The sequence below is a fragment of the Kitasatospora sp. NBC_01300 genome (assembly GCF_041435235.1).
Taxonomy (GTDB): domain Bacteria; phylum Actinomycetota; class Actinomycetes; order Streptomycetales; family Streptomycetaceae; genus Kitasatospora.
Genome location: NZ_CP108408.1, coordinates 3,191,784 through 3,212,716, shown reverse-complemented (window position 1 = coordinate 3,212,716; position 20,933 = coordinate 3,191,784). Strand labels below are relative to the sequence as shown.

Genomic DNA, 20,933 nt, shown 5'->3' with positions numbered 1-20,933 from the left:
CTCCGGCCGGGTGCGTCGCGTCATGCCCTCACGGGCTCGCGCCGGAGCGCTCCTTCAGGAGCGCTTCCAGGGACCGGGCGACGCGGAGGTGCAGTCCTCGTCCGGACCGGACTCACCGCGCACCAGGTCCCAGAGGTTCCATCCGCCCCACACGGTCCACGAGTCCGCCGAGGCCCATGAGTGCGGCGGGTGCGGGGGGCGCGGACACGGCTTCGGCGGGCACTTCTTGTCCTCGACCGTGATCGTCACGCACGGGCAGTCCGCGGTCAGTTCGACCGTGGTCACCGCGGTCTGGGGCAGTTCGTAGCCGGGAGGCGCCGAGACCTCCTGCCAGTAGTAGGTGCCGAACGGAAGGTTGTCCGCGGAGCAGACGCCGTCCGCCCCGGTGGTGCAGGGGGAGCCGACGGGGGTGTCGGGGTTGGTTCCGGTGGTTTGGAGGCCGGGGACGCCGTTGGTCTCGTGCCAGAGCTGGAAGGTGGCGCCGGCCAGTGGCTGTCCGGTGGCGGAGTCGACCTTGGTGACCGTGGTGGAGCCGGTCGGAGTGGTGGTCTTGGTGTCCTGGACGGTGACGGGGATGCTCTGTCCGTCGGTGTCGAGGACCACGGTCGTCACCGCGGGCTTCGGCAGCTCGTAGCCGGGGGGAGCGGCGGTCTCCTGCCAGTAGTAGGTGCCGAGGGGGAGGCCGCTTGCGGTGCAGAGGCCGTTGGCTCCGGTGGTGCAGGGGGAGCCGACGGGGGTGTCGGGGTTGGTTCCGGTGGTTTGGAGGCCGGGGACGCCGTTGGTCTCGTGCCAGAGTTGGAAGGTGGCGCCGGCCAGTGGCTGCCCGGTGGCGGAGTCGACCTTGGTCACGCTGGTGGAGCCGGTCGGGGCGGTGGCCTTGGTGTCCTGGACGGTGATCGGGACGTTCTGTCCGTTGGTGTCGAGGACCACGGTGGTGACGTTGAGTTCCGGCAGCTCGTAGCCGGGAGGAGCGGCGGTCTCCTGCCAGTAGTAGGTGCCGAGGGGGAGGCCGCTTGCGGTGCAGAGGCCGTTGGCTCCGGTGGTGCAAGGGGAGCCGACGGCGGTGTCGGGGTTGGTTCCGGTGGTTTGGAGGCCGGGGACGCCGTTGGTCTCGTGCCAGAGCTGGAAGGTCGCGCCGGCCAGCGGTTGCCCGGTGGCGGAGTCGACCTTGGTCACGCTGGTGGACGCGGTCGGGGCGGTGGCCTTGGTGTCCTGGACGGTGATCGGGACGTTCTGTCCGTTGGTGTCGAGGACCACGGTGGTGACGTTGAGTTCCGGCAGCTCGTAGCCGGGAGGAGCGGCGGTCTCCTGCCAGTAGTAGGTGCCCAGGGGGAGGCCGCTCGCGGTGCAGAGGCCGTTGGCTCCGGTGGTGCAGGGAGAGCCGACGGCGGTGTCGGGGTTGGTTCCGGTGGTTTGGAGGCCGGGGACGCCGTTGGTCTCGTGCCACAGCTGGAAGGTCGCGCCGACCAGCGGTTGCCCGGTGGCGGAGTCGACCTTCGTCACGCTGGTGGACCCGGTCTCGACGACCGGGGACTTGGTGTCCTTGACGGTCACCGGGACGTTCTGCCCGTTGGTGTCCAGGACCACGGTCGTCACCGCGGGCTGCGGCAGGTCGTAGCCGGGGGGAGCGGCGGTCTCCTGCCAGTAGTAGGTGCCCAGCGGGAGACCGGCCGTGGAGCAGAGGCCGTTGGCTCCGGTGGTGCAGGGGGCGCCCACCTCGGTGTCCGGGGTGGCCCCCGAGGTCTGGAGGCCGGGGACGCCGTTGGTCTCACGCCACAGCTGGAAGGTGGCCCCCGCCAGGGGCTGCCCCGTGACGGAGTCGACCTTCGCCACGCTGGTCGAGGCGGTGGGAGTGGGACTTCCGCACGCCGGAAGATCGCCGTTGAAGGGATAGGCGTGGAACTCGGTCCCGGTCATCCCCGAGCCGGAGTTCTGCAGCAGCGAACCGGTGGTGAAGAACCGTCCGTTCAGACCGGGCAGGCTCATGGTGGCGGTGCTGGCCGGGTTGCCGACCAGCACACTGCCCTGGAACTGCCCCGATCCCTTGAGCGTGACGGACGTCGCGGCGGGGAAGTTCCACAGGAGGCGCTCGCGCAGCCGGTTCCAGGGATCGGTGTCCTGGAGGCTCCCGCTGTAGGTGTTGATGGTGCGGGCGCCGCCCACGAGGTTGACGAGCACCGTCGCGTTCGCGGGGATGCCGGCGAACGCGATGCCCTGGGTGGCGCCTCCGTTCCCGGCGATGTCGAAGTCGACGTTGAAGACCTGGAGTGCGGAGGTGCCGTCACCGGTGAACAGGGTCTGGTACCCCTGGTTGACCGCGGTTCCGGTGGCGGGGCGGGGCGTGCCGACCCCGGCGTAGCACTCGCTCGCCGTCTGCAGCTGACCGCGCAGCGGCGTGTAGGCGGCCACGGCCTGTGCTTCCTGGACCTTCGTACCGACGATGGTGCCCGTGGCCGTGCCCGCGTAGCGGACGACGCCGCCCTCCGCCAGGAGCCGTTGTCCCGGGGCCACCGTGACGTTGCCTCCGGCGGTGAGGAAGTCGGCGCCGTTCGGCGGGGGGACCCGTGAGCCGACGCCGACGATGCCGATGTTGTAGACGGAGCTGGCTCCGGGGGCTTTGTTCAGGCCGAAGTTGCCGAGGGTCACCACGTGGCCCTCGGCCTCGGCGGCGGAACCGCCGACGTTGAAGTCGCCGCCGACGAAGATGTTCACGCCGTCGTCGCGGCCTGCGAAGGGACCGTTGTTGACCGGGGGGAACGTCGCGGGACAGTCCGCACCCAGGCACGGCCCGAGGCCGCCCGGGAGGCCGGCCGCGTACGCGGCCTGTGGTGCGACGAGTGACATGCCGAAGGGCACGAGCGTCAGGGCCAGGACGGAACCCACCGTCCTGCCGAGTCGGCGTCTCCAGGTGACGGTGGTCACCGGGTTCTGACTGGGCTTCACCTCAGTCCTCTCACCATGTGGACACAATGGGGCCCTCGGAGTGTTCCGGGCTGGAGGGCCGAGCATCACGACTCACTGGTGTTGTCATCTGAAAATCGTGTTAATGCACCCGTTCGGCTGTGTGTCGACGGGAGACCGGTCCGGACGCGGGGGACGGCCTCCGGCCGTCGGCGGTCACTGGCCCTGCTGGTCCGCGGTGTACGACTCCATCGCGTGGTTGAAGCGGGCCAGTAGGGCGCAGAACGCCTGCTGTTCCTCGGGCGGCCAGTCGGCCGTCAGGCGGCGGGCCAACTCGGCCCGCCCGTCGCGGACTTCGGCCAGCCGGCCGGAGCCGACCGGGGTCAGCGCGAGGCGTACGGCGCGGCGGTCGGCCGGGTCCTGGACCCGGCCGACCAGCCCGCCCGCGACCAGCGGGGCGACCTGCCGGGTCACCGTGGAGGAGTCGACGCCGAGCGACTCGGCCAGCGCCTTGACGTTGGCGGGCCCGTGCCGCTCCAGGCGGTCGAGCAGCAGGTAGGCGGCCCGGTCCAGCGCGCCGAGACCGCCGCCGGTGGTCCGGACCTGGTCCATCCGGCGGGCGAACACCGCCAGCTGGTACTGGAGTCGGGCGTGCACGGGGTCGGTGCGGTCGGTGGCCTGGGGCGAGGTCGTCGTCATCGCGGCTCACGATCGTCGTGCGGTGAGGGAGGCTCAGAAGCAGCAGCGTACGCGGGCGGGGCGGGCCCGGGAACAGCCCCGACATCCCGGATTGCCGGTGTCGACCACCGTAGGCTGGCGTTATGCACAACTGGCCGGTCACCCTCGACGACGTCCGCGGCGCCCAGAAGATGCTCGCCGGAATCGCCCGGGTGACGCCGATGGAGGGCAGCCGGTACCTGTCCGGGCTGATCGGCGCGCCGGTCCACCTGAAGTGCGAGAACCTCCAGCGCACCGGTTCGTTCAAGCTGCGCGGCGCGTACGTGCGGATCGCCGGGCTCTCGCCGGTGCAGCGGGCCGGCGGGGTGGTGGCGGCGAGCGCGGGCAACCACGCGCAGGGGGTGGCGCTGGCGGCCTCGCTGCTGGGGGTGCACTCGACCGTGTTCATGCCGGTCGCGGCGCCGCTGCCCAAGGTCGCGGCGACCCGGGAGTACGGCGCACAGGTGCGGCTGCACGGCGCGACGGTGGACGAGGCGTTGCAGGCCGCGCAGCGGTACTCGGAGGCGACCGGCGCCGTGTTCATCCACCCCTTCGACCACTGGGACGTGGTCACCGGCCAGGCGACCGTCGGGCTGGAGATCCTGGAGCAGTGCCCCGAGGTGCGGACCATCCTGGTCGGTGTGGGCGGCGGCGGCCTGCTGGCCGGGATCGCGGCGGCGGTCAAGCCGTTGCGGCCGGACGTCCGGGTGGTGGGGGTGCAGGCGGCGGGCGCGGCCGCGTACCCGCCCTCGCTGGCGGCCGGGCGGCCGGTGTCGCTGGAGCACTACGCCACGATGGCCGACGGGATCATGGTCGGCCGGCCCGGGGACATCCCGTTCGAGGTGGTCAACTCGCTGGCGGACGGCGTCCGGACGGTCTCCGAGGACGCGCTGTCGCGGGCCCTGCTGGTCGGCCTGGAGCGGTTGAAACTGGTGGTCGAACCGGCCGGGGCGGCCCCGATCGCGGCGCTGCTGGAGCAGCCGGACTCCTTCGAGGGGCCGGTGGTGGCCGTGCTGTCCGGCGGCAACATCGACCCGCAGCTGATGCAGCGGGTGCTGCGGCACGGGCTGGCGGCGGCCGGCCGGTACCTGTCGCTGCGGGTGCGGCTGGCGGACAAGCCGGGCTCGCTGGCCGACCTGCTGGGGGTGCTGACCAGGCTGGACGCCAACGTGCTGGACGTCGCGCACGTGCGGATCGACCCGCGGCTGGGGCTGACCGAGGTCGAGGTGGACCTGCACCTGGAGACCAAGGGGCCGGAGCACTGCGCGGCCGTGGTCGGCGAGCTGCGGGACGCGGGGTACGTCGTTTCCAGCTGAGGCGCCTCAGGCGCTCGGGGTGCTCGGGGTGCTTGGGGCGCTCGGGGGCTGGGTGTTTCGGGCGTCGGATGGTGCGGGGCGGGCCTCAGCGGATCCCGGTGGATGTCAGTGGTCCCTGTCACGATGGCGGAGCCCTATGCCTTGACGCGATATATCGCGTGCTGCCAGACTCGCGATACATCGCGTTCTGTGCGCCGGTAGGCGAAAACCGAGTCGCCCGCATGCCCGAAAAAGGGGCAGAGTGTGACAGATCGCCCATATTCGTCCGAGGAGATGAGGCAGGCCATGGCGCCAGCCATCCAAGCCGAGAACCTGGTCAAGACCTTCGGCGACGTACGAGCCCTGGACGGCGTGAGCCTCGACGTCCCCGAGGGCACGGTGCTCGGGCTGCTCGGCCCGAACGGCGCCGGCAAGACCACCACCGTGCGGGTCCTCACCACCCTGCTGCGCCCCGACTCGGGCCGCGCGGTGGTCGCCGGCGTCGACGTGCTCAAACACCCCAACAAGGTCCGCAGCCTGATCGGCCTGTCCGGCCAGTACGCGGCGGTCGACGAGTACCTCACCGGCTTCGAGAACCTCCAGATGGTCGGCGAGCTCTACCAGATGAGCGCCCGTCAGGCGAAGGCCCGGGCGCTGGAGCTGCTGGAGTGGTTCAACCTCACCGAGGCCAAGGACCGCACCGCCAAGACCTACTCCGGCGGCATGCGCCGCCGCCTCGACCTCGCCGCCGCGCTGGTCGTCCGGCCGCCGGTGATGTTCCTCGACGAGCCGACCACCGGCCTCGACCCGCGCAACCGGCTCGCGCTCTGGGAGGTCATCGAGACCCTGGTCGAGCAGGGCACCACGCTGCTGCTCACCACCCAGTACCTGGAGGAGGCCGACCGGCTGGCGCACGACATCGCCGTCGTCGACCACGGCCGGGTGATCGCCCGCGGCACCGCCGACCAGCTCAAGGCCCAGATCGGCGGCGAGCGGATAGAGGTCGTGGTGCACGAGCCGGGCCTGGTCACCGACGCGGTCGCGGCGCTGTCCGGGTACGCGCTGGGCGAGCCGGCGGTGGAGAAGAACACCCGCCGGATCACCGTGCCGGTCAGCGGCGGCGCCCGGGTGCTCGCCGACGTCATCCGCGAACTGGACGCCCGCGGCATCGAGATCGACGACATCGGCCTGCGCCGCCCGACCCTGGACGACGTGTTCCTCACCCTCACCGGCCACGTCGCCGAGGCGGTGGAGGAGGAGAACGGCTCCGGCGGCCACGGCCGGAGCGGCCGGGGCAAGGGCGGGCCCTCCGCTGAAGGGCTGCCCGCCGAAGGGCCGCCCGCCGAGGGGCCGTCCGCCAAGGGGCTGTCCACCGAAGGGCCGGGCGGCTCCGACGGCCAGGGACCGGACAAGCGGGCCGTCGCGGCCGGAACGGAGCGTTGAGATGAGCACCGCCACCGAGCACGCCATCGGCGAGGCGATGCCCAGGCAGCGCCGCGGCGTCGCCGCCACCCTGCACGACTCCTGGGTGGTCGCCAAGCGCAACCTGCGCCGGATGACCAGGATCCCCGAGATCGTGGTCTTCGGGCTGATGCAGCCGGTCATGTTCGTGCTGCTGTTCTCGTACGTGATGGGCGGGGCGATCAAGATCCCCGGGGCGAGCTCCAGCTCCGACTCGTACATCCAGTTCCTGATGGCCGGCATCTTCGCCCAGACCGTCACCTTCGCCGTCGCCGGTGCCTCCGCCGGGATCGCGGAGGACATGACCAAGGGCCTGGTGGACCGCTTCCGCTCACTGCCGATGGCCCGCTCCGCGGTGCTGGTCGGCCGCACCCTGGCCGACCTGTGCCAGACCGCGTTCACCGTGGTCGTGCTGGCCTTGGTCGCGCTGCTGGTCGGCTGGCGGATCCACGACGGCGTGCTCAACGCGCTCGGCGCCTTCGGCCTGCTGCTCCTGCTCGGCTACGCGTTCTCCTGGATCGGCGCGCTGATCGGCCTCTCGGTGCGCAGCCCCGAGGCGGCCACCTCGGCCGGCCTGATCTGGCTCTTCCCGCTGACCTTCGTCTCCAACGCCTTCGTGCCGGTCAGCTCGATGCCGGGCTGGCTGCAGGCGGTCGCGTACTGGAACCCGTTCAGCGCCACCGTGCAGGCCTGCCGGGACCTGTTCGGCAACCAGGTCGGCCCGGTGGACGCCGCCTGGCCGATGCAGCACGCCGCGCTGGTGTCGGTGCTCTGGTCGGTGCTGATCACCGCGGTGTTCTCCTGGCTGTCGGTGCGCAAGTACCGCTCGGCCGTGGGCTGAACCGCGCCCGGTACGCCGCGAGGGCGGCCGCGGAGTCCCTGGACTCCGCGGCCGCCCTCGTCGGTCGGTCAGGCCCGGCTAGGCCGGACCACGCCGGATCGCGTCGGATCGCGTCGGATCAGGCCTGGTCAGCCGGCGTGCGGGACGACCTTGACGATCTTCACCATGGCGGGCTTGCCGTTCGGCAGCTCGTAGGTCGCCTCGTCGCCGATCTTCTTGCCGTCGATCGCGCGGCCCAGCGGCGACTGCGGCGAGTAGACGTCCATGGTGTCGGAGCCGGCGACCTCGCGCGAGGCGAGCAGGAACTCCATGGTGTCGTCCTCGTCGCCGTCGAAGGCGACCGTGACGACCATGCCCGGGGCCACCACACCCGAGTCGGCCGGGGCCTCGCCGACCTTGGCGCGCTCCAGCAGCTGGGTCAGCTGGCGGATGCGCAGCTCGTACTTGCCCTGCTCCTCCTTGGCCGCGTGATAGCCGGCGTTCTCCTTGAGGTCGCCCTCCTCGCGCGCCGCCTCGATCTTCTGGGCGATCTCGATGCGCCAGGGCCCGGTCAGGTGATCCAGCTCGGCCTTCAGCTGGTCGTAGCCGGCCTGAGTGAGCCAGGTCACGTTCTCACTGGTCTGGGTCACGGGTGCTCCTCGTAGGTGCTGGGGCTGTGCTGAGGGCGTGAGTCGTCAGCAGGGGGTTGGTGGTGATATCGGTCGTAACTACAAAGCAACGCCCGCTCCCGTACCATCCGGTGCGGAAGGGGCGAAACCACGAGCCTAACAAGTCCTGCCGACAAGCAGAAGGGTCGTTGGCGCGCCATTGACGTCGGCGTTGCGCCACGGTGTACAGCGAATGCGCCACGGTGTACGGAGGCGGTGCGTGCCGGGCCGGGTGCGGGACTTCCTACGGATGCCCGTTCTCCCGATCGGTTATGCGCCGGTGTCCGGCAGAGTACCGGTGGTGCCCGGCAGAGTACCGGTGAGCGGGGCGCGCTGCCGGTGCGACTCGGCGGGCGGGCCTCCTGCTCCGGGCTTCTTCGCGGGCGTACTTCTTCCGGGGCCTACTTCTTCGCCGGCGTGCAGCCCAGCAGCTCGGCGGTGGTGCCGCGGGCGGTGGTCCGCAGGGTGACCACGGCGTCGTAGCTGGAGCCGCCGGCCGGCACCGGGAAGTCGGCCACCCCGACCACCGAGCCGTCCGAACCCTGCGAGCGGACCGTGCAGCTGCCGGCCGTTCCGCCGCTCTTGCGCACCGCCAGGTGCAGCTCGACCTCGGAGTCCGAGACCGCCTGGAAGGTCGGCACCGAACCGTTGATCGTGGTCTCGCGCAGCAGGTAGGAGCCGCCCAGCCAGGCCACCAGGCCCAGGCCCAGCACGCCGCAGACCGCGCCGACCACCTTCAGACGCCGGTCCGAATCGCGGTCGCCGCGCCGGCCGTAGCGCCCCTCGGGCAGCTGCGGGGTGGTGGTGCTCGCGTTCATCGGACCCAGTCCTCTCCTGACGGGAGGGGCCGCGCGGGTGGTGCGGGGGAATGCGACGCTCCTCCAGTCCGTCACTATAGGAGGGGCACGCCCGCGGCCGGTCCGGCGGGGGCGGGGCTCGACCGGGCCGGGGTTCGTCCGCGGCCGGTCCCGCGGCGACGCGGCCCCGACGTGAGCGGCTCGTACGGTGGGCGGACCGGACTTCGCGGAACGCCCGATATGTGGAAGGAACGCAAGGCGTTGACTGAGCAGTTGCGACTGATGGCGGTGCACGCCCACCCGGACGACGAGTCCAGCAAGGGCGCGGCCACCATGGCCATGTACGTCGAGCAGGGAGTGGACGTGCTCGTGGCCACCTGCACCGGGGGCGAACGCGGGTCGGTTCTCAACCCCAAGCTCCAGGGGGACCCGTACATCGAGGAGAACATCCACGAGGTGCGCCGCAAGGAGATGGACGAGGCCCGGGCGATCCTGGGCGTCAAGCAGGCCTGGCTCGGCTTCGTCGACTCGGGCCTGCCCGAGGGCGACCCGCTGCCCCCGCTGCCCGAGGGCTGCTTCGCCCTGGAGGACGTGAAGGAGGCGGCCGAACCGCTGGTCCGGCTGATCCGGGAGTTCAAGCCGCAGGTCATCACGACCTACGACGAGAACGGCGGCTACCCGCACCCCGACCACATCATGACCCACAAGATCACCATGCTGGCCTTCGACGCCGCCGGCGACCCGGACGCCTACCCGGAGGCCGGCGAGCCCTGGCAGCCGCTGAAGGTCTACTACAACCACGGCTTCCCGATGGGCCGCATCCGCGCCCTGCACCAGTACCTCACCGAGCACGGCCACGACTCGCCGTACGGCGAGTGGATCGCGGGCTGGGAGAAGAGCGGCCGCCAGGAGCGCGAGATCACCACCCGGGTGAGCTGCGGCGACTGGTTCGAGACCCGCGACCGCGCGCTGATCGCCCACGCCACCCAGATCGACCCCGACGGGCCGTGGTTCCGCGTCCCGCTGGACGTCCAGCGCGAGGTCTGGCCCACCGAGGACTACGAACTCGCCCGTACCCTGATCGACGTGGACCTGCCGGAGGACGACCTGTTCGCCGGCCTGCGCACCCCCACCCTGGCCGTCGAGGCCGCCGACACGCGCGACTGAACCACCCCCCGATGGCCCGGCTCCCCGTGAGCCGGGCCACCATAGAGATATGAGCGCCCCCGTGAACCTCGTCAACCTCGCCGCCAACCTCGCCGTCGACGACGCCAAGGTCACCCCCGGACTCCTCGGCTTCGTCGTCTTCGCCGCCCTCGGCGTGGCCACCTGGTTCCTGGCCAAGTCCATGAACCGGCAGTTCAAGAAGGTCGACTTCGCGGAGGAGCCGGAAGCCCCCAAGGAGTAGCACGCGGGCGCGCCCCGGGGTCTCCCCGGCAGTGGCGCGTCGAGGGGCCGGACTTTCCCGGGCGTTCCCGGAGGGGCGGCGCGCGCTCCGGGGTGGTGGCGGTGGCCGCCGGGCTGTTCCCGGCACTCTGGGCCGCGGGCAGCCCGGCGCTGCGGCCCCGTCGGTGCTGATCGCCTGCTCCGCCTCGCTGAGGGTGACCGCTTTCCACGGCGGGCTGGTGTCCGGCGGCGCCGAGACCTGATGGCTGTTGGAGACCGGCGCGCTGCTGGTGCCGGTCGTCCCCGCAGTGCGCCGGACCCGGGCACTCACCGCTTCGCCTTCGGATCGCCGTCGGTCGTGGTGGTCGCCCTGCTTCCGCTGTGGATCGGCTTCTCCGGAGGCTCATCCGGTCGGTCGGATAGGCCGATCGGCCGATGGTGGTGGGCCCTTGTGCCGAGGCAGGATGGTGGCACGGCGACCAGGGGCGCGAGGTTTCCCGGGGTTCCGCCGTGACGGATGAAACCGGATCGGGGGATCAGTTTGTGATTCGTATCGTCATGTCTGCCGATGATCTAGCTCGTGTACGAATTTCTGGCGATGTCGACCGGGATATGGAGGCCGTGCTCGCGCTGGAGGCTTGGCGGGTCGGCGGAGAGTTCTTTCGTCCCTGGCAGCGGGCCGTCGGCGGGCGGCTCGCGTGCCAACCGGTGCTGACCGAGCGGTTACGACGCCTTTCGGGAGCCAATGGTGGTTTCCGGGACGTTCTGCGTACGTGGGCGAATGGCCGGATCGTGTCGCCCGGCCAGGAGGGCCCGTCGACGGTGCCGCGGGCCGACATCGCCGCCGCGGTGCGCGAGTTCCACCGGGTGGCGCTGCTGCCCTGCTGGGCGGACGTCCGGGCCCGGCTGGAGGCCGAGCGGGACGTCCGCCGCCAGATCGCCGGCAGCGGCGGCGTGGACGCGCTGCTCGGCACGTTGCACCCGCGGATCCGCTGGAACGCCCCGGTACTGGAGATCCCGGCCGAGTGGGACATCGAACTCGCCCTCGCCGGCCGGGGGTTGCGGCTGGCGCCGTCACTCTTCCTGCAGGGTGCCGGGGTGCTGCTGCGGCCCCGGCGCGACGAGCCGGACGAAGCCCCGACGCTGCTCTTCGCCATGCGCCCCGACCGGATCGGCGCTCCCGTTCTGGCCGGTGCGCCGGAGACGGCGGTGTCCGCGCGGCGGGGCGAGGAGCCGCTGGCGGCGCTGGTCGGCCGGACCAGGGCGGCGGTCCTGCAGACCCTGCTGGACGGCTGTACCACTGGCGAGTTGGCCGGTCGGCTCGGGGTGACGTCCTCGGCGGTCAGCCAGCACACCGCCGTGCTGCGGGCGGCCGGGCTGATCGACACCCGGCGCAGCGGCAACGGCGTGCTGCACACCGTCACCCCGCTGGGGCGGCTGCTGCTGCGTGGCGAGACGCGGTTCGGCGAGGCGGGTCCGCGGCCGGCCAGGGGCCCCCGGCGGGCGCTGCTGTGAAGCTCCGGGCGGTGCGCGTGCTCCGTGCGAGGCCCGGGCCGACGGGCGGACGCCGGCGGAGTGGGACCGGTCGGTCGGGCCTGCCGGTCAGGCCCGGTTGCTCAGGCCCGACTCCCAGGCCCAGGTGGCGATGCCCACCCGGTTGCGGGCCTTCAACTTGCGCTGGAGGTTGGTCAGATGGGTCTTGACGGTGCCGAGGGAGATGAACAGTTCGGCGCCGATGTCGGAGTTGGTCAGCCCCTTGGAGACCAGGGCGGCGATCTCCTCCTCGCGGGCCGTCAGCGGCTCGATCGGGGAGCGGTCGACCCGGCGCGGGCCGGTGAAGTGGTGCAGGAGGCGAGTGGTGATCTGCGGGCTGATCAGCGAGTCGCCGGCCACGGCCGAGCGGACCGCCTCGGCCAGCAGTGCGGGTCCGGAATGCTTGAGCAGGAAGCCGCAGGCGCCGTTGCGCAGGGCGGTGTGCACGTACTCGTCGAGGTCGAAGGTGGTCACCACGACGACCTTCACCTCGGGGGCGATGCCGGCCAGCCGGCGGGTGACCTCCAGTCCGTCCAGCCCGGGCATCCGGATGTCGGCCAGCAGGACGTCGGGCCGCAGGGTGCGGACCGTCTCCAGAGCGGTCAGGCCGTCCTCGGCCTCGGCCACGACCTCCATGTCGGGCTGGGCCGCCAGGATGTGCCGAAACCCCTGGCGGACGCTCGCCTGGTCGTCCGCGATCACGACGCGCGTTTTCATACGGTCATGATCGCACGGGCTTTCGGTGAACTCCGAGGCGTACGCCGGGATTCCGCCGTCTATGTGTCGGATTCAGTTCCCGCTTAACACGGTTGTCACATGGCCGGGCGGCTGTGAATGATGGTTCATGTCGGAACGGGGAGGCCGCAAATTCGAAAGTTCCGGCGGAAACCGGAATGTGGTTCGGCGGAATGAGAAAAAGGGGGTGGATGTCGCGTGGACGCGAAATACGAGTCGTATACGATTGCCGGCCCAGTGTGGTACGACGCCCTGGACCAGTGTGACGACCGGGATTCCCGGTTCGCACCGGGCGGGGGCGCACTGCCCGACGGCTGGCGCAGCCGCACCCAGGGGGTGTGGGAGTGCCTGGCGCCGCCCGGCGCGCTGGAGCTGCCGGAGCAGGGCTGGAAGGTCCACGTCAGTGCCACGCCCGACTCCGCCGAGGAGACGATCGAGATCGCCTGGCGGGTCTGTCGTCAGCTCGGGCTGCCGTGGAAGTACCTGCGCAGCCGACTGGTGGTCACCGTGATGAACGCCAAGTACGCCGACCGGTCCGCCAGCGGTAAGGCCGTCACCGTCTACCCGCGCACCGCCGACGAGTTGGAGACCGTCCTCGCCGAGTTGGACAAGGCACTGGGGGGCCGGCCCGGCCCGTACGTCCTCAACGACCTGCGCTGGAACGAGGGCCCGGTGTCGGTGCGCTACGGCGCCTTCACCCTGATGTGGTGCGAACTGCCGGACGGCACCAGGGTGCCCGCGGTCAAGGATCCGGACGGCAGGCTCGCCCCGGACGCGCGGCGCCCGGTCTTCACCGTCCCCGCGTGGGTCGGGACGCCCGACTTCCTGGCCGAGCGGATCGCCGCCGGCGGCTCGGGCGCGGGGGCCGTGATCGGGCGTTACCAGGTGGTCAAGGCACTGCACTTCTCCAACGCCGGCGGTGTCTACCTCGCCGAGGACGAGGACGGCCGGCAGGTCGTCCTCAAGGAGGCCCGCCCGCACGCCGGGCTGGACGCCGCCGGGGTCGACGCCGTGACCCGGCTGATGGTCGAACGGGACGTCCTGACCCGGATCGGCCACCTGCCGTTCGTGCCGACCCTGTTCGAGTACTTCACCGCCTGGGAGCACCACTACCTGGCCATGGAGTACATCCCCGGTGAGCCCTTCAGCGCCTGGTTGGGGCGGGAGTACCCGCTCATCAGGCACCGGCCGGAGGCGCGGACCCTGGCCGGCTTCGCCGAGCTCGCCGTGGCGAGGCTCACTCAGGTCGAGGAGTGCGTAGCGGCGCTGCACCGGGAAGGGGTGGCGTTCGGCGACCTCCACCACCACAACATCATGATCCGTCCGGACGGCACCGTCGCGCTGATCGACTTCGAACTCGCGACGCCGCTCGACGCCACGCGCCAGGCTGCGCTCGGCGCCCCCGGCTTCATGGACCGCGCCATCGCCGACGCCCGCGACGCCGACCTGTTCGCGCTGGGCTGTTGCCAGCTCGCCGCCCTCATCTCGCTGACCGCGCTCACCATGCGCAACCCGGCGGTCGTCACGCGATTGCTGGACCTCGTCCAGGAATCGTTCCCGACGCTGCCGTCCGACTTCGTCGCCCGGATGACCGAACGGCTGGCCCTCTCGCCGGCGTTGCGTCCGCACCTCGCGGCCCGGCCCACAGCCGAGTCGCCGTCGACGCTCACCGCCGCCGGGCTGCTGCGCGGCATCGACGAGGCGGCCACCCCCGGGCGGGCGGACCGTCTCCACCCCGGCGACGTGGCCGGGCTCCGTCCCGGCGGAGCGCTCGGACTGGCGTACGGCGCGCCCGGCGTGCTGCTCGCCCGCCACCTGGCCGGCGTCGCACCGGACGAGGAACACCTCGACTGGCTCGCCGCCGCCGTACGGCGTGCCCCCGCCGACACGCCCACCGGGCTATACGACGGGCTGGCCGGAGCGGGTTGGCTGTTGCACCGGCTCGGGCACCCGGACGCCCCGAAGGTGGTGGACCGTCTGCTGGCCGGCCCGCTTCCCGAGGCGCTCGGCCTCCACGGCGGTGTGACGGGCATCGCCCACCTGCTGCTGGAGGTCGGGGCCACCGACGAGGCACTCGGACTGGCCGCCAAGGCTGCCGGGCGGATCGGCGAGGCCGGACTGCTGGACCGGCCCGGGCTGCTGCGCGGATGGTCCGGACCGGCGGTGCTGTTCGCCCGCTGCGCCCGGCTCACCGGCGACGCGGCCTGGGCCGAGGCCGGCGAGCGCGCCGTCCGCTGCGAGCTGCGACACGGCCGACTGGTTGACGGCATGCTGCAGATGCACAGCTCGAACCGGCTGCTGCCGTACCTGGCGGAGGGCTCGGCCGGGGTGGCCCTGGCCGCTCTTGCCTTACCCGCCGCGCAGGCCGAGGCGCTCGACGCCGACCGCGTGGTGGAGGCCGCGGCCCGGGCCGGTGCGGTCCGCGTGGTCGTCCAGGGCGGGCTGTTCAACGGCCGGGCCGGGCTCGCCTACGTCCTCTCCCAGGTCGCCGCCCGCCTGCCGCACTGGCAGGCCGAGGCGGAGGAGCAACTGCGGCTGCTGGAGCTGCACCTGGCCCCGCATCAGGACGGGCACGTCCTCCACGGGGACCAGCTGGTCCGGCTCTCGACCGACCTGGCCACCGGCTCCGCCGGCGCCCTTCTGGCGCTGGAAGCCGCCAAAAGCCCCGGGCAGGCCCTGCTCCCCGGTGCCCACCCCGTCAGCGGGTGGACGCCGGAGCGGGCGGAGCCCGGTACCACGTCCCGACGAGACAGTGAGAGGAGGTGACTGGTAATGGCCGACATTCTGGCGCTGCAGGAGCTCGACGAGGAGATCGTCGTCGACGCCCCGTTCAGCTCGCTCAGCGGGTGGAGCTGCTGATTTCAGCAGCCTGGTGGGCACGTTCCGACGAGACGGTGAGGGGAGGTGACTGGTAATGGCCGACATTCTGGCGCTGCAGGAGCTCGACGAGGAGATCGTCGTCGACGCCCCGTTCAGCTCGCTCAGCGGGTGGAGCTGCTGATTTCAGCAGCCTGGTGGGCACGTTCCGACGAGACGGTGAGGGGAGGTGACTGGTAATGGCCGACATCCTGGCGCTGCAGGAGCTCGACGAGGAGATCGTCGTCGACGCCCCGTTCAGCTCGTACAGCCTGTTCGACTGCTGACCTAGACGGTCCGGCAGTAAGAGATGACAGAGGGGGAAGGCCGCGGCGCATGCGGCCTTCCCAACTCTGCATCTTATTAATAGTTTTGAGGTGGGATAACCATGACCGTGGCATCGGACCCGAGCCCCCGTCTCGGCGGCCCGCTGGGTGGGCTGCGGCTCTGCGTCGCCGAGGTGCGGGCGTATCCCGGGCGGGTCGTGGGCGTGGCGGCCGCCTGTGCGCTGACCGCCACCGGGGTGGGTGCCTGCCTGGTGCTGCTGGAGGCGGTGCGCCGCCCGTCCTACCCGGAGGGCTCCGCGGCCGCCGTGGCGGCCCGTGACGCGCAGAACCTGCTGGGCCTGCTGCTGACGCTGCTGCTGACGTCGGCGGTGCTGGTGACCGGGTCGACGGTCGCACTCTGGACCAACCAGCGGCTCGGGCAGTTCGCCGTGCTGCGCGCGCTGGGCGTGACGGCCGGTCGGCTGCGGGCCCTGGTCGTCGCGGACGTGGCGCTGGTCGCCTTCGTTCCGGCTGCTGTTGCCTCGGCGGCCGGGCTGGCCCCGGCGGCCGGGCTCGGGCGGCGTCTGCTGGTCGAGCGCGAGCTGTTCCCCGCCGCGGTCGGCATGCCGCCCGCCGGGTTGACCTGGGCGATCGCAGCCGGTGCCTGCGCGGGCACCTGCGCCGTCGCGGTGCTCGCGGCGCTGGCCAGCGTGCTGGCGGCCGGCCGGGTCCAGCCGATCGACCTGCTCAAGGACCAATCGTTGGCCCTGGCCCCGGGCCGCCGCAACCGCGGCCGGCTGGTGGCGGGCCTCGGCATGACCGTCCTGATGTGCGGGCCGTTCCTGGTCCTGTCGGTCGTCGGGGACGTGCCGGGAGTGCTCCGCGGGATCCTGGTAATGGCGTTGGCGCTGACCGTCATCCCCACGCTCGCGGTGCTCGCGCCCTGGATCGTGCCGGTCCTCACCGGCCCGTGCTGCGTCCTGCTGCGCCTGCTGGACCGGAGGGCCGGCCGGATTGCCGCCGCCGGGCTGCGGGCCGCGCCCGCCCGGACGGCCGCGATTGCGGTGCCCGTCCTGCTGGCCGTCGGCATCGCGGTCTGCCTGCTCGGCTCAGGGAGCACGATGGGAGCCGCCGTGCAGCGGCAGACCGAGCAGGCGTTGCGCGCCGACGGGGTGGTGACGGCCGAGCCGGACCACCGGCTGCCGGTCGGGCCCCCGAGCCTTCCCGGAGGCACCGCGACGGCGCTGGTCGCCACCGAGGTAACCGCGCCGCCGAGCTTCTACGACAGCAAGCCCCGGCCCACCCGCGCCTGGGGCGTCGACGGGCCGGCCCTGCGGACCTTCCTGGACCTGGGCGAACAGCAGGGCCGACTGGACGACTTGGCGGACGACACCTTCGCCGCCGGCACTACCCAGGCGCAGGCGCACGGCTGGCAGCTCGGCCAGAGCGTGACCTTCACGCTCGCCGACGGGCAGGAAGCGCAGCTGCGGCTCGCCGCGATCTACCAGCGGGACCTTGCCTTCCCCTCCTTCGTCCTGCCCAGCGCCCTGGCCCTCGCGCACACCCCGGCCCCGCACGCCGACCAGGTGCTCCTCCATGGCGATCCGAGTGCCTGGCGGACGCAACCCGGCGAGCGGCTCGTCTCCCGGGCCGGCTACCTGGCCGACCTCCGGCCCCGCAGCGTGCAGGACGACCTGGCGTCCCGGCTGATCGTCGCAGTGGTGGCCGGCTACGCGCTGCTCGCCGTCGCCAACACCTGCGCGCTGGCCCAGCGGGACCGTCGCTCCCAGCGCGCGCATCTGCGGGCCCTCGGCCTCGGCCGGGGGCAACTGCTGCGGTGCGTGGTGTACGAGGTCCTGGCCGCGGCGCTGGTCGGGGTGGTCCTGGCGGTGGTGACGGCGGGCGTCTGCCTGGTGCCGCTGGCCAGGGCGGTCGGGCAGGGGCTGCTGCCGGCCGTGGACGTCCCGTGGACGGTCGGCGTGCTGCTCGGGGTGCTGGTCGCGACGGCCGTCCCGGCGGCGCTGGCAGCCCGTCCGTTGCGCGGCATCAGGCGCCAGTTCGCGGCGGGATCGGCGTGAGCCGGGCGGCCGGCGGGAGGCTGGGGCGGCCGTTCTGGCTGCTCTTCGGCGGCGAGTCGGCCTCCGCCCTGGGTACCGCCGCCTCGGTGGTCGCCCTTCCGGTGGTCGCCCTGCACGCCGGCGGTGACGTCCGGCAGGCCGGGCTGGCCGGCACCGCGCTCTCCGTCGGGGTTCTGCTCGCCCGGCTCCCGGCCGGGGTGATCGCCGACCGCTGCGAGCGGCGGACCCTGCTGCTGGTCTGCGACCTGGTCGGGGCGGGTGTGCTGGCCGCGCTGGCCCTGCTGGCCTCCGGTGGTCCGGCTCCGCTGTGGGCGCTGCTGGCCGCCGCCCTGCTGCTCGGCGTGGTGGGGAGCACCCTGGCGCCCGCGGAGAACGTCGCCGTGCGCTCCTTCGTCCGGCCCGAACTGCTGCCCAGGGCGCTCGGCCTGCTGCAGACCAGGGCGGCCGTCGCGCTGATCGCCGGTCCGCTGGTCGCGGGCGCGCTGCTGGCCGTCGACCCGGCCTGGGTGTTCGCCGCCGACGCCGGCAGCTACCTGGCGGCGGCCTGCTGCGCGGCGCTGCTGCCGAGGGAGGTCCGGGACGAGGTCGAGGGCGGCCCGGCCGAACGAAGCGGCCGGGCCGCGCTGGCCGAAGGCCTCCGGTTCATCTGGCGGATGCCCTTCCTGCGGTACGCGGCGGTCAACGCGGCCGTGCTCAACCTGGTCTTCAACGGCCTGCTGATCGTGGTGGTCGCCTCGGCCGGGGACACTGTCGACGTCGGCGTGCTGACCGCGGCCCTCGGAGCGGGCGGGCTGGCCGGATCCCTGTTCGCGCCCGCCGTGGCCCGGCGGCTGCCACCCGCCCGGGGCATCGCCCTCGGCACGGTCGTGGTCGCCCTCGCTCTGCCCGGCTTCACGGCGCTCCAAGGGCACTGGTCGGCAGCGGTGCCGCTCGCCGTCGCCGCGGCCGCCGGGCCGGTGGTCACCGTGCTGATCGCGGTGACCCAGATGGCCGTCACCCCGCCGCGGTTGCAGGGCCGGGTGCACAGCGGCATCGGCTTCCTCGCCCAGGTCATCGCCCCCGTCGGACCGACCCTGGCGGGCCTGAGCGCCCACGCGCTCGGGCTGACCGCCACCGTGGCCGCGGCGGCAGCGATCGTGGTGGTCCTTGCCGTGGCCGGCGTGGCTGCCACCGCGGGCCGGGCCGGCGGCCGCCGGCCCGGCCTCGCCGGGGCGGAGCCCCTTCCGGAACTGCGAAGCGACGATCCCGTGGAGGCCCGCCGTGGCTGACCCCGACCAGCCGGCGGTACCGCTCGGCCCGGCGCCCGGTTCACCGGTACCGCTCGGCCCGGCGCTCACCGCACCGGCGGATCCGTACCGCTGGCTGGAGGACATGGACGCGCCGCGCACCCGGGCCTGGCTCGCCGCACAGCAGCGCCTCCTGGACGCCCGCCCGCAGCGGGCCGACGAGCCGGCCTGGACCGCGCTGATCGACCGGGTCGGACAGGAGGCGCCCGATCGGACGCCCACCCCGCCCGCCGAAGCCGGCGGCCTGGTCTTCCGCCACGAACGCAGGCCCGACGGTGACCTCCTCACCGTCCAACGCCCCGACGGCACCCGCCACGCGCTGCTCGACGACGCGGTCCGCCGCACCGACCGGATCGCGGGCTGGTCCGCCGACCCGAGCGGCCGACTCGTCGCCGTCCAACTCCATCGGGACGGCAGGGAGAACGGAGGACTCCACCTGCTCCCCACCCGCCCCGGCGAGCGGCCCCGGCACCTCCCCGACGCGGCGCCGTACGCGACCCTCGCGTTCGCCGGTGACGCGCTGCTGTACACCGCCGGTACCCGCACCGAGCACGCCCTGACGGCCCGACACCTGAGTGACGGCACCACTCGCCGGCTCGCCCTGCCGGTGCCGGGGCCCGTCCGGCTCACCCTGTACGGCGGGCCCGGTGGCTTCCTGCTGCTGCGTACCCGCCCACAGCCGTCCGGTCCGGCGCGCTGGTGGGCCACCAGGTGGACCGGTGAAGCGGCGCCCGACTGGCAGGCGCTCGACCTGACGGGGTTCCGGGTCACCGCCTTGGACCTGAACGAGTCCGTCTGCTTCCTCGCCGCTGACCGGCTCCTCACCCTCGACCTGGCCGCGGTGGCCCGCGGTGCCGCCGACCGGCCCGCCCCCATGGAGGCGCCGCCCGCTGACGACGGGCCCGCTCCGGCTGGCCTGTTCACCCCTGCCGACCCGTTCACCGTTGACGCCATGCCCACCGCTGACGCCCTGTCCGCCGTCGGCGGGGCGAACGCAGGCCAGGTCACCGCCCTGCGGGTGCTCGGCCCCGGCCGGACGCCGCGGCTGGCGGTGCTCCGCCGGATCGGCACCACCCACCGGCTCGACCTGCACCGGCCCGGCGCCGTGGCGGATCGGGTCACCGCCCTTCACTGGTCGGCCCGACTGCGCCTCGGTGTCACCCCGTACGACGGGCAGGGGAAGGTCGGCGGGGCGGTCTGGCTGCTCGCCGACGACCCCCGGTACGGCACCTGGATCAGGCGCCTCGACGGATTCGGCCCGATCGCGATGCCCGAGCGCCGGGCGGCCCTGCGTACGCTCACCGCGGTCAGCCGGGACGGCACCCCCGTCCCGGTGACGCTCTGCGACCCGGAGCCGCAGGCCCGGCACCGCCCAGCGCCCACCGTGCTCACCGTCTACGGCGGCTTCGGCATCCCGCTGGAGCCCAGTTGGGACCCGGCCATGGAGGCGTGGCTGCGGGCCGGCGGCCGGATCGCCTGGGTGCACGCGCGCGGCGGAGGCGAGCTCGGCCCCACGTGGGCGGCCGCCGGGCGCGGGGCCGGCAAGAGCGCCACGGTCGACGACTTCCGCGCCGCCGCCGCGATGCTGGTCGAACGCGGCGAGGCTCAGGCCGGCCAACTGGGCGCGCTGGCCGCCAGCAACGGGGCGTTGGTGATCGCCGCCGCGCTCACCCGGGAGCCCGGTCTGTTCTCCGCCGCGGTCTGCGTGGCGCCCCTCGCCGATCTGGCCCGCTACCAGGTCGGCGGCCTCGGCCGGCTCTGGACCGAGGAGTACGGCGACCCGACCGACCCGCAGGCGCTGCGGGCGTTGCTCGACTACTCGCCCTACCACCGGGTGGAGCCCGGCACCGCGTACCCGGCGGTGCTGCTCGTCACCGGGGCCAACGACGCGCGGGTGCCGCCCTGGCACTCCTGGAAGCTCTGCGCGGCCCTTGGCCGGGCCACCACGGGGGAGGCGCCGGTCCTGCTCGACCACCACGACAGCGGTGGGCACCAGGGCCGCCAGGGTGCGGACGCCTGGGAGCTGGCGGCCCGGGCCCTCGCCGTGCTGGGCGCCGGCACCGGCCTGAGACCACCATCCGGCCCGTCCGGACCGCAACTCTGAACCGTCGCCCGTGCACAACCTAGGAGAGCA

Annotated in this window: 17 protein-coding genes; 12 read left to right on the top strand and 5 right to left on the bottom strand. The window is 73.0% G+C overall.

The window, feature by feature from the left end; genetic code table 11:
- Positions 1-54 precede the first annotated feature (54 nt).
- Together OG556_RS14095 and OG556_RS14090 are read right to left on the bottom strand one after the other, a co-directional pair.
- Entirely contained in the window at positions 55-2,943 is a 2,889-nt protein-coding gene (locus OG556_RS14095; protein ID WP_371517339.1) for a SpaA isopeptide-forming pilin-related protein, read from the bottom strand.
- A gap of 174 nt (positions 2,944-3,117) precedes the next feature.
- The gene (locus tag OG556_RS14090; protein ID WP_371517338.1) at positions 3,118-3,600 is read right to left on the bottom strand and encodes a MarR family winged helix-turn-helix transcriptional regulator; all 483 of its coding nucleotides are present in this window, start codon (positions 3,598-3,600) and stop codon (positions 3,118-3,120) included.
- A 122-nt stretch (positions 3,601-3,722) separates the two neighbouring features.
- Here OG556_RS14090 and ilvA point away from each other — a divergent pair, with 122 nt between their 5' ends.
- The 3 genes from ilvA (at position 3,723) to OG556_RS14075 (ending at position 7,215) form a co-directional block, all read left to right on the top strand.
- A complete protein-coding gene (ilvA, locus tag OG556_RS14085) occupies positions 3,723-4,934 on the top strand; it encodes a threonine ammonia-lyase (RefSeq protein ID WP_371517337.1) in 1,212 nt (403 codons plus the stop codon).
- Between the two features lie 285 nt (positions 4,935-5,219).
- The gene (locus OG556_RS14080; RefSeq protein WP_371517336.1) at positions 5,220-6,356 is read left to right on the top strand and encodes an ATP-binding cassette domain-containing protein; all 1,137 of its coding nucleotides are present in this window, start codon (positions 5,220-5,222) and stop codon (positions 6,354-6,356) included.
- Between the two features lies 1 nt (position 6,357).
- Entirely contained in the window at positions 6,358-7,215 is an 858-nt protein-coding gene (locus OG556_RS14075; RefSeq protein WP_371517335.1) for an ABC transporter permease, read from the top strand.
- Between the two features lie 128 nt (positions 7,216-7,343).
- On the opposite strand, the gene greA is transcribed toward OG556_RS14075, so the two are convergent.
- Positions 7,344-7,844: a transcription elongation factor GreA gene (greA, locus tag OG556_RS14070; protein WP_371517334.1), complete on the bottom strand. Its 501-nt coding sequence runs from the start codon at positions 7,842-7,844 to the stop codon at positions 7,344-7,346.
- Positions 7,845-8,263: 419 nt separating this feature from the next.
- Positions 8,264-8,680 carry a DUF4307 domain-containing protein gene (locus tag OG556_RS14065; protein WP_363585466.1) on the bottom strand — a complete coding sequence of 139 codons (417 nt, stop codon included), beginning with the start codon at positions 8,678-8,680 and terminating at the stop codon, positions 8,264-8,266.
- Positions 8,681-8,920: 240 nt separating this feature from the next.
- On the opposite strand from OG556_RS14065, the gene mca reads away from it, so the two are divergent.
- From mca to OG556_RS14050, 3 genes are all read left to right on the top strand, one after another.
- Positions 8,921-9,826 (top strand): mycothiol conjugate amidase Mca, encoded by a 906-nt coding sequence (mca, locus tag OG556_RS14060; RefSeq protein WP_063351176.1) that lies wholly within the window; start codon positions 8,921-8,923, stop codon positions 9,824-9,826.
- Between the two features lie 49 nt (positions 9,827-9,875).
- Entirely contained in the window at positions 9,876-10,067 is a 192-nt protein-coding gene (locus tag OG556_RS14055; protein WP_371517333.1) for a hypothetical protein, read from the top strand.
- A gap of 770 nt (positions 10,068-10,837) precedes the next feature.
- Complete coding sequence (locus tag OG556_RS14050; protein ID WP_371517332.1) at positions 10,838-11,560, top strand: ArsR/SmtB family transcription factor; 723 nt, start codon at positions 10,838-10,840, stop codon at positions 11,558-11,560.
- 87 nt (positions 11,561-11,647) lie between these two features.
- Here OG556_RS14050 and OG556_RS14045 read toward each other — a convergent pair whose 3' ends face one another.
- On the bottom strand, positions 11,648-12,295 hold the full coding sequence (locus OG556_RS14045) for a response regulator (RefSeq protein WP_371517331.1): 648 nt from the start codon (positions 12,293-12,295) through the stop codon (positions 11,648-11,650).
- 216 nt (positions 12,296-12,511) lie between these two features.
- Here OG556_RS14045 and lanKC point away from each other — a divergent pair, with 216 nt between their 5' ends.
- The 6 genes from lanKC to OG556_RS14015 all read left to right on the top strand — a co-directional run bounded on the left by lanKC (position 12,512) and on the right by OG556_RS14015 (position 20,903).
- Positions 12,512-15,079 (top strand): class III lanthionine synthetase LanKC, encoded by a 2,568-nt coding sequence (lanKC, locus tag OG556_RS14040; RefSeq protein WP_371517330.1) that lies wholly within the window; start codon positions 12,512-12,514, stop codon positions 15,077-15,079.
- Positions 15,080-15,085: 6 nt separating this feature from the next.
- A complete protein-coding gene (locus tag OG556_RS14035) occupies positions 15,086-15,172 on the top strand; it encodes a class III lanthipeptide (RefSeq protein ID WP_371522697.1) in 87 nt (28 codons plus the stop codon).
- A 55-nt stretch (positions 15,173-15,227) separates the two neighbouring features.
- The gene (locus OG556_RS14030; RefSeq protein WP_371522697.1) at positions 15,228-15,314 is read left to right on the top strand and encodes a class III lanthipeptide; all 87 of its coding nucleotides are present in this window, start codon (positions 15,228-15,230) and stop codon (positions 15,312-15,314) included.
- Positions 15,315-15,557: 243 nt separating this feature from the next.
- Entirely contained in the window at positions 15,558-17,513 is a 1,956-nt protein-coding gene (locus OG556_RS14025; RefSeq protein ID WP_371517329.1) for an FtsX-like permease family protein, read from the top strand.
- The gene (locus tag OG556_RS14020; RefSeq protein ID WP_371517328.1) at positions 17,510-18,781 is read left to right on the top strand and encodes an MFS transporter; all 1,272 of its coding nucleotides are present in this window, start codon (positions 17,510-17,512) and stop codon (positions 18,779-18,781) included. Before OG556_RS14025 ends, OG556_RS14020 begins: the two co-directional genes overlap by 4 nt.
- Positions 18,774-20,903 (top strand): prolyl oligopeptidase family serine peptidase, encoded by a 2,130-nt coding sequence (locus OG556_RS14015; RefSeq protein ID WP_371517327.1) that lies wholly within the window; start codon positions 18,774-18,776, stop codon positions 20,901-20,903. The genes OG556_RS14020 and OG556_RS14015 overlap by 8 nt, the downstream gene beginning before the upstream one ends.
- Positions 20,904-20,933: the final 30 nt, after the last annotated feature.

Bases quoted from the DNA above. Each gene is read 5' to 3' on its own strand.
- ilvA (WP_371517337.1), top strand. From the start codon at position 3,723: ATGCACAACTGGCCGGTCACCCTCGACGACGTCCGCGGCGCCCAGAAG.
- OG556_RS14090 (WP_371517338.1), bottom strand. From the start codon at position 3,600: ATGACGACGACCTCGCCCCAGGCCACCGACCGCACCGACCCCGTGCAC.
- OG556_RS14045 (WP_371517331.1), bottom strand. From the start codon at position 12,295: ATGAAAACGCGCGTCGTGATCGCGGACGACCAGGCGAGCGTCCGCCAG.
- OG556_RS14030 (WP_371522697.1), top strand. From the start codon at position 15,228: ATGGCCGACATTCTGGCGCTGCAGGAGCTCGACGAGGAGATCGTCGTC.
- OG556_RS14065 (WP_363585466.1), bottom strand. From the start codon at position 8,680: ATGAACGCGAGCACCACCACCCCGCAGCTGCCCGAGGGGCGCTACGGC.
- OG556_RS14075 (WP_371517335.1), top strand. From the start codon at position 6,358: ATGAGCACCGCCACCGAGCACGCCATCGGCGAGGCGATGCCCAGGCAG.
- OG556_RS14035 (WP_371522697.1), top strand. From the start codon at position 15,086: ATGGCCGACATTCTGGCGCTGCAGGAGCTCGACGAGGAGATCGTCGTC.
- OG556_RS14055 (WP_371517333.1), top strand. From the start codon at position 9,876: ATGAGCGCCCCCGTGAACCTCGTCAACCTCGCCGCCAACCTCGCCGTC.
- OG556_RS14080 (WP_371517336.1), top strand. From the start codon at position 5,220: ATGGCGCCAGCCATCCAAGCCGAGAACCTGGTCAAGACCTTCGGCGAC.
- OG556_RS14025 (WP_371517329.1), top strand. From the start codon at position 15,558: ATGACCGTGGCATCGGACCCGAGCCCCCGTCTCGGCGGCCCGCTGGGT.